This is a genomic window from Methylobacterium frigidaeris (genome assembly GCF_022179185.1).
Classification (GTDB): domain Bacteria; phylum Pseudomonadota; class Alphaproteobacteria; order Rhizobiales; family Beijerinckiaceae; genus Methylobacterium; species Methylobacterium frigidaeris.
In genome coordinates, this window is the sequence record NZ_BPQJ01000051.1 from 38,582 (window position 1) to 45,434 (window position 6,853).

Sequence of the window (6,853 nt, forward strand, 5' to 3'; positions counted from 1 at the left end):
CACGGCGATGTCGCGCGAGAGTGCCGCGTCCGAGTACGACACGGCGCGATGAGGCCTACGAGATCGATGACAGGGCGGGGGAGGGGGCGGCCAACGGATTCATCTTTGCTTCACCATGTCCGGCGCGTCGCGCTCATCCCTCTCGCCACGCGGGTCGGCAACTGGACGGCGGTGGCGGGCATCGACCTCGCGCTCGCCCGCAGAAAGGTCCGATGACCACCCACAGAAGCGTCGATGAATGATCCGGGGCTCGACGCCGTCAGGACGCGGTTCGTCATCGAACGACTGCCGCACGTTCTTACAGGAAGGCAGGACCCGTCTCGGTGTCTGATCGGCAGGCCGATCGGATCAAGCGCGATCCGGCGTCACGCCCCGCGAAAGCGTGAGTGCGGTGCCCATGCGACGGCGCGTCGGGATGCCCGATACGCTCGCCCGGCGGTCGATCGAGGGGAGGGGAGGGCACCACAGCCTCGACTCGGCCTCAGGCGGCGGGCGCAGGCTGGACGAGGCCGGTCTCGGCTTAGGCCGAGACTGGCTTCGTCGACATGCACCGGCAAGGCCGGACCGCCGAGATGTGGGAGACGCGGCCCGGCATGGGCGTGACCGCGCTGGTCCAGGCCACCCCCGGCATCGGGCGTGGATCCCGCCCCGCCGCAGGCAGCCCGGGAGATCGCCCGTCACAGATCGCACGATTGCGGCGCGATCCGGCGACGCGCTCGCACGGCCCGGATTCACCCTGCATGGTTGCGGACGGCAATGCGGCGGATCACAGATGCTTGAGACCGTAGCTCGCGAGAAGCGGCAGAAGCTCGTCCCGGGCGCGAAGACGGTGCTGACGAGCCGCCGCCAGCGCGGCGTCTGGATCGCCCGTGCGAATGGTCTGGGCGATCTGACGGTGCTCCGCGATCGACGCGTCAAGGCCGCGGCGCAGGTTGAGCGTCAGCATTCGGGCCCGGTGTGACTGGTCGTTGATCGTATGCATGATCCGGCTCATCCGCCCGTTGCGGACATGCTCGATCAGCATGTTGTGGAAAGCGCCGTCGGCTTCGCCCCAGGCCGGAAGATCGGCGCGGGCGTGCGCCTCCTCCATCGCCGTCGTCCAGGAATCAAGGGCATCGGCCGCCGCGGCGCGTTCGGCGCTCGGCAGGGCTGCGATCAGTTCGGCCGCCCGGCCCTCGATGCCGATGATCACGTCGTAGATCTCCCGCATGTCGTCCGGGGCGAGCGCCAGGATCAGGATGCCCTTGCGCGGCAGAACGCGGACGAGGCCGTCCTCCTGCAACCGGATCGCCGCCTCATGGACCGGGGTCCGGCTCATCCCGAGCCGCAGGGCGATCTCCTGCTCTGAAGCCTGGTAGCCCGGCGCGAAGGTCGCGTCGCGGATGTTCGCGCGCATCGCCGCGTAGGCGTCGTCGACGAGCGAGGTGCGCTTCTCCGTCTCCTCGCCGGGCACCCTCTCACCCTCTGATCCTCTGGACTGAGCCCGCATCATCCCGCACCTCCCTTGAGGTCTACGCATATCATCTTCCATGCAACGCGCGGAACCGGGGTTGACAGGGTGGTCTTCCCCTGTCAACGGTATTCCAGCTTGCATGGAAGATAGCGCTCAAGAATGAATGGAGCGCCCAGGCAGCAGGAGGAAACGATGAGCGCTTCGCTGGAGAGAGCGACCATGCGCCGTGTATCATGGCGCTTGGTCCCTTTCATATGCCTTCTCTACTTCATTGCCTTCATCGACCGCGTGAACATCGGCTTCGCCGCGCTGACGATGAACAAGGATCTCGGCTTCTCCTCAGCCGTGTTCGGCTTCGGGGCCGGTGTGTTCTTCTTCGGATATTTCCTGTTCGAGGTGCCCTCGAACATCATCCTGGACAAGGTGGGCGCCCGCCTGTGGATCGCCCGGGTGATGATCACCTGGGGGATCATCTCCGGCGCCTTCGCCTTCGTGAAGGGCGAGTATAGCTTCTACGCACTGCGCTTCCTGCTCGGTGCGGCCGAGGCCGGCTTCTTTCCCGGCATCATCCTCTATCTGAGTTACTGGTTCCCGGCCCGCTACCGCGCCGGCGTCGTCTCGCTGTTCATGGCGGCGGCTCCGATCTCTGTCGTGCTGGGCTCGCCGATCTCGAGCGCGCTGCTCGGGATGGACGGCATCCTCGGCCTGCACGGCTGGCAGTGGATGTTCCTCATCGAGGCGGCTCCGGCGGTCGTGCTCGGTGTCGTCGTGCTGTTCTACATGACCGACCGGCCCGAGAAGGCGAAGTGGCTCTCGGAGGAGCAGCGCGACTGGCTCGTCGCGGAGATGAACGCGGAGCGGGCCGCCAAGCAGACGGCGGCCAAGCACAGCATCATGGCTGGTCTGGCCGACATCCGCGTGCTGGCACTCGCCCTGATCTACTTCGGCACCTCGGCCGGCCTCTACACGCTCGGCATCTGGGCGCCGCAGATCATCAAGAGCTTCGGCCTGTCCACCATGGCGGTCGGCTTCCTCAACGGCGTGCCGCCGACCCTGGCGGTGATCGCGATGATCCTGTGGGCGCGCCACTCGGACAAGACCGGCGAGCGCACCTGGCACGTCGTCATCGCCTGCCTCGTCGCCTCGGCCGGCCTCGTGCTCGCCGGCGGTGCCACCTCGGTCGCCGCCGTGATCGCGGCGCTCAGCCTGGTCAATATCGGCATCAGCGCGGCCAAGCCCCCGCTCTGGGCGATGCCGACGATGTTCCTGTCCGGCTCGGCCGCGGCGGTCGGCATTGCCACGATCAACTCGATCGGTAACCTCGGCGGCTTCGTCGGGCCCTGGGCGATCGGCTGGATCAAGGACCGGACCGGCAGCTTCACCGGCGGGCTGATCTTCGTCGCCGGGCTGCTGATCCTGTCCGCGGTCCTGACGCTCATCGTCGCCCGTGCGGGGCGACGCGCCGGAGCGGCGGGCGCTGCCGCGCACTGAACACCCTCTTCCCCTTGATCCCTCATCCCACACGGAGACTCGTCATGACCAAGACCTACAAGATCGCCGCGATCCCGGCCGACGGCATCGGCATCGAGGTCATCGCCGCCGGCGTCGAGGTGCTGAACGCGCTGGCCGAGAAGACCGGCACGTTCCGGTTCCAGTTCGACCACTTCGACTGGGGCTCGGACTACTACAAGACGCACGGCGTGATGATGCCGGCCGACGGTCGCGAGCAGATCAGGAACCACGACGCGATCTACTTCGGTGCCGTCGGCGCGCCGGACGTGCCGGACCACATCACCCTGTGGGGCCTGCGGCTCGCCATCTGCCAGCCCTTCGACCAGTACGCCAATGTCCGCCCGACCCGGATCCTGCCCGGCATCACCAGCCCGCTGCGCCACGTCTCGGGGCCCGAGCTCGACTGGGTGATCGTGCGTGAGAACTCGGAGGGCGAGTATGCGGGCGTCGGCGGCCGCGTTCACCAGGGCCACCCGGAGGAGGTCGCCACCGACGTCTCGATGATGACGCGCACCGGCGTCTCCCGCATCATCCGCTACGCCTTCAAGCTCGCCCAGAGCCGCCCGCGCAAGCTCCTCACCGTGGTGACGAAGTCGAACGCCCAGCGCCACGCCATGGTGATGTGGGACGAGATCGCCGCCGAGGTGGCGCAGGAATTCCCGGACGTGACCTGGGACAAGATGCTGGTCGACGCCATGACGATGCGCATGGTGATCAAGCCCGAGACCCTCGACACCATCGTGGCGACGAACCTGCACGCCGACATCCTGTCGGACCTGGCCGCGGCCCTCGCCGGCTCGCTCGGCATCGCGCCGACCGCGAACATCAACCCGGAGCGGAAGTTCCCGTCGATGTTCGAGCCGATCCACGGCTCGGCCTTCGACATCACCGGCAAGGGCATCGCCAACCCGATCGCGACCTTCTGGACCGCCTGCCAGATGCTGGAGCACCTCGGCGAGAAGCCGGCGGCCGACCGGCTGATGCGCGCGGTGGAGCGGGTGACCGCCGATCCGAGCCTGCACACCCCCGATCTCGGCGGCAAGGCGACGACCCGTCAGGTCACCGACGCCGTCATCGCGGCGATCCAGGGCGACAACGAGTAAGGGGCACGCCGTGACCGAGCCCGGAGACTTCCTGCGGCGGCTCTTCGCCGCCGCCGTGGCGGCGGCCGATCCGGCCGTCAGCCTCGCCCGTCACCTGCCCGAGCCGCCCCGCGGCCGCACCATCGTCGTCGGGGCGGGCAAGGCCGCTGCCGCGATGGCCCGCGCCGTCGAGGCGGCCTGGCCGGGCGAGATCTCCGGGCTCGTGGTCACCCGCTACGGGCACGGTGCCCCGACCACCCGGATCGCGGTGGTCGAGGCCGCCCACCCGGTACCGGACGCGGCCGGCGAGGCCGCGTCGAAGGCCATCCTCGAGGCGGTCGCCGGGCTCACCCCCGACGACCTCGTCCTCTGCCTGATCTCCGGCGGCGGCTCGGCCCTGCTGTCGCTCCCGGCGCCGGGGCTCACCCTCGCCGACAAGCAGGCCGTCAACCGCGCCCTGCTGACGTCGGGTGCCGCCATCGGCGAGATGAACTGCGTGCGGCGCCACCTCTCGGCGATCAAGGGCGGACGGCTCGCCGCCGCCTGCCACCCGGCCCGGGTGGTGACGCTGCTGATCTCCGACACGCCCGGCGACGACCCCCTCGACATCGCCTCCGGCCCGACCGTCGCCGATCCCACGACCTGCGCCGACGCGCTGGCGATCCTCGAGCGCCACCGGATCGAGATCCCGGTGGCGGTCCGCGCCCATCTGGAGAGCGGCGCGGGCGAATCGGTGAAGCCCGGCGATCCACGCCTCGGCACGCCCGACCTGCGGATGGTCGCCACACCGCTGATGGCGCTCCAGGCCGCGGCGGACCTCGCCCAGCGCGAGGGCATCACCCCCTGCATCCTCGGCGATGCCCTGGAAGGCGAGGCGCGCGAAGTCGGCAAGGTCATGGCCGGCATCGCCCGGAGCGTCGCCGCTCACGGCCTGCCGTTGCCCAGGCCTTGCGTGCTGCTCTCGGGCGGCGAGACCACCGTGTCGGTGCGGGGCGACGGCCGCGGCGGGCGCAACGTCGAGTTCCTGCTGGCGCTCGGCGCCGCGCTGAACGGGCATCCGGGGATCCACGCCATCGCCGCCGACACCGACGGTGTGGACGGTCTGGAGGAGATCGCCGGGGCGGTTCTCGGCCCCGACACCCCGGCGCGTGCCGCCGCGCTCGGCCTGTCCCTGGCGGCGAGCCTCGCCCGCAACGACGGGCACGGCTTCTTCGAGGCCCTGGGCGACGCCGTCGTCACCGGCCCGACGCTCACCAACGTCAACGATTTCCGGGCGGTCCTGATCGCCTGACCCGACCTCACACACCGGAAGGCGGCCGTTCTCGCGCGGCCGAATGTGTCATGCGCCGTCACCGCCACGCCAAGATCGTCGCCACCGTCGGCCCGGCCAGCAACACGCCGGAGCGGCTCAAAGCCCTGTTCCTCGCCGGGGTCGACACCTTCCGGCTCAACTTCTCCCACGGCAGCCACGACGACCACGCCAAGGTCCACGCCGCCATCCGGGCGCTGGAGCAGGAGACCGGCCGCCCGATCGGCATCCTGCAGGACCTCCAGGGCCCGAAGATCCGCATCGGCACCGTCAAGGATGGCCGCCTCGATCTCGACGCGGGCGAGAGCGTGCGCTTCGTGCTGGAGGGCGGGGGAGGGGACAAGCAGGCGATCCCCCTGCACCATCCGGAGATCTTCGCTGCCGTCGTTCCCGGACAGGAACTGCTGATCGATGACGGCCGCGTGCGGGTGCGCGTCACCGGCCTGGACGCCGCGTCCCTCACCGCCGAGGTGGTCACGGGCGGGGTCCTCTCCAACCGCAAGGGCGTCAACCTGCCCGGCACCCTGCTCGACCTCTCGCCGCTGACTGCAAAGGACCGCGCCGACCTCGCCTTCGGGCTCGAGCTCGGCGTCGACTGGGTGGCCCTGTCCTTCGTGCAGAAGCCGTCCGACATGGTCGAGGCGCGCGCCCTGATCGGCGACCGGGCCGGGCTGCTGGCCAAGATCGAGAAGCCGCAGGCGCTGGAGCGGATCGAGGACATCATCCGCCTGTCGGATGCGGTGATGGTGGCCCGCGGCGATCTCGGCGTCGAGATCCCGCACGAGGACGTGCCCGGCCGCCAGAAGGAGCTGATCCGCGCCTGCCGGCTGGCGGTGAAGCCGGTGATCGTCGCGACGCAGATGCTCGACTCGATGGTCGGCGCTCCGGCGCCGACCCGGGCAGAGGCCTCGGACGTCGCGACCGCGATCTACGACGGCGCCGACGCGGTGATGCTCTCGGCCGAATCGGCCGCCGGCCGCTACCCGGTCGAGGCGGTGGCGATGATGGACCGCATCATCCGCTCGGTGGAGGGGCACAAGCTCTATCGCTCGATCGTCGCCGCCTCAGACCCGGGCGAGGAGGAGACGCCGCCGCACGCGGTGGCGACCGCGACCGCGACGCTCGCCGAGGCGCTGCACGCCAAGGCGATCGTGACCTACACGGCGAGCGGGACGACCGCGGCGCGGGTGGCGCGCAAGCGGCCTGAGCCGCCGATCCTGGCGCTGACGCCGAGCCTTGCGACGGCGCGGCGGCTCTGCCTGCTCTGGGGCGCCCACAGCGTCCAGACCGGGGACGTGAACTCCTACGAGGAGATGGTCACGAAGGCCGCGCATTACGCGCAGGCCGAGAACTTCGCGATGCCCAACGACCACATCGTCGTTGCGGCCGGCATCCCGTTCCACACCACGGGCAACACCAACAACATTCGGGTGTTGCAGATTTGATACCGCCGCGCCTTCGAACGGACGCGTTCGAAGGTGCCAGGCAAGCCCGAAC

Annotated in this window: 5 protein-coding genes; 4 read left to right on the top strand and 1 reads right to left on the bottom strand. The window is 69.8% G+C overall.

From position 1 onward, the window contains the following. Positions 1–766 precede the first annotated feature (766 nt). Positions 767–1,492 carry a GntR family transcriptional regulator gene (locus tag MFF64_RS30955; RefSeq protein WP_099900326.1) on the bottom strand — a complete coding sequence of 242 codons (726 nt, stop codon included), beginning with the start codon at positions 1,490–1,492 and terminating at the stop codon, positions 767–769. A 153-nt stretch (positions 1,493–1,645) separates the two neighbouring features. Between MFF64_RS30955 and MFF64_RS30960 the strand changes: the two genes are divergently transcribed. Genes MFF64_RS30960 through pyk form a run of 4 tightly spaced genes read left to right on the top strand, consistent with a single transcriptional unit; the run spans position 1,646 to position 6,801 of the window. Beyond that, positions 1,646–2,944, top strand: coding sequence for an MFS transporter (locus MFF64_RS30960; RefSeq protein ID WP_238193263.1), 1,299 nt, complete (start codon positions 1,646–1,648; stop codon positions 2,942–2,944). Between the two features lie 44 nt (positions 2,945–2,988). Next, positions 2,989–4,068: a tartrate dehydrogenase gene (locus MFF64_RS30965; protein WP_099900330.1), complete on the top strand. Its 1,080-nt coding sequence runs from the start codon at positions 2,989–2,991 to the stop codon at positions 4,066–4,068. A gap of 10 nt (positions 4,069–4,078) precedes the next feature. Next, complete coding sequence (locus MFF64_RS30970) at positions 4,079–5,338, top strand: glycerate kinase type-2 family protein (protein ID WP_238193264.1); 1,260 nt, start codon at positions 4,079–4,081, stop codon at positions 5,336–5,338. Between the two features lie 50 nt (positions 5,339–5,388). Continuing rightward, positions 5,389–6,801, top strand: coding sequence for a pyruvate kinase (gene pyk / locus MFF64_RS30975; protein WP_238193265.1), 1,413 nt, complete (start codon positions 5,389–5,391; stop codon positions 6,799–6,801). Positions 6,802–6,853 lie beyond the last annotated feature (52 nt).

Coding starts and splice junctions, on each gene's coding strand:
- MFF64_RS30955 (WP_099900326.1), bottom strand. CDS start 1,492: ATGATGCGGGCTCAGTCCAGAGGATCAGAGGGTGAGAGGGTGCCCGGC.
- MFF64_RS30965 (WP_099900330.1), top strand. CDS start 2,989: ATGACCAAGACCTACAAGATCGCCGCGATCCCGGCCGACGGCATCGGC.
- pyk (WP_238193265.1), top strand. CDS start 5,389: ATGCGCCGTCACCGCCACGCCAAGATCGTCGCCACCGTCGGCCCGGCC.
- MFF64_RS30960 (WP_238193263.1), top strand. CDS start 1,646: ATGAGCGCTTCGCTGGAGAGAGCGACCATGCGCCGTGTATCATGGCGC.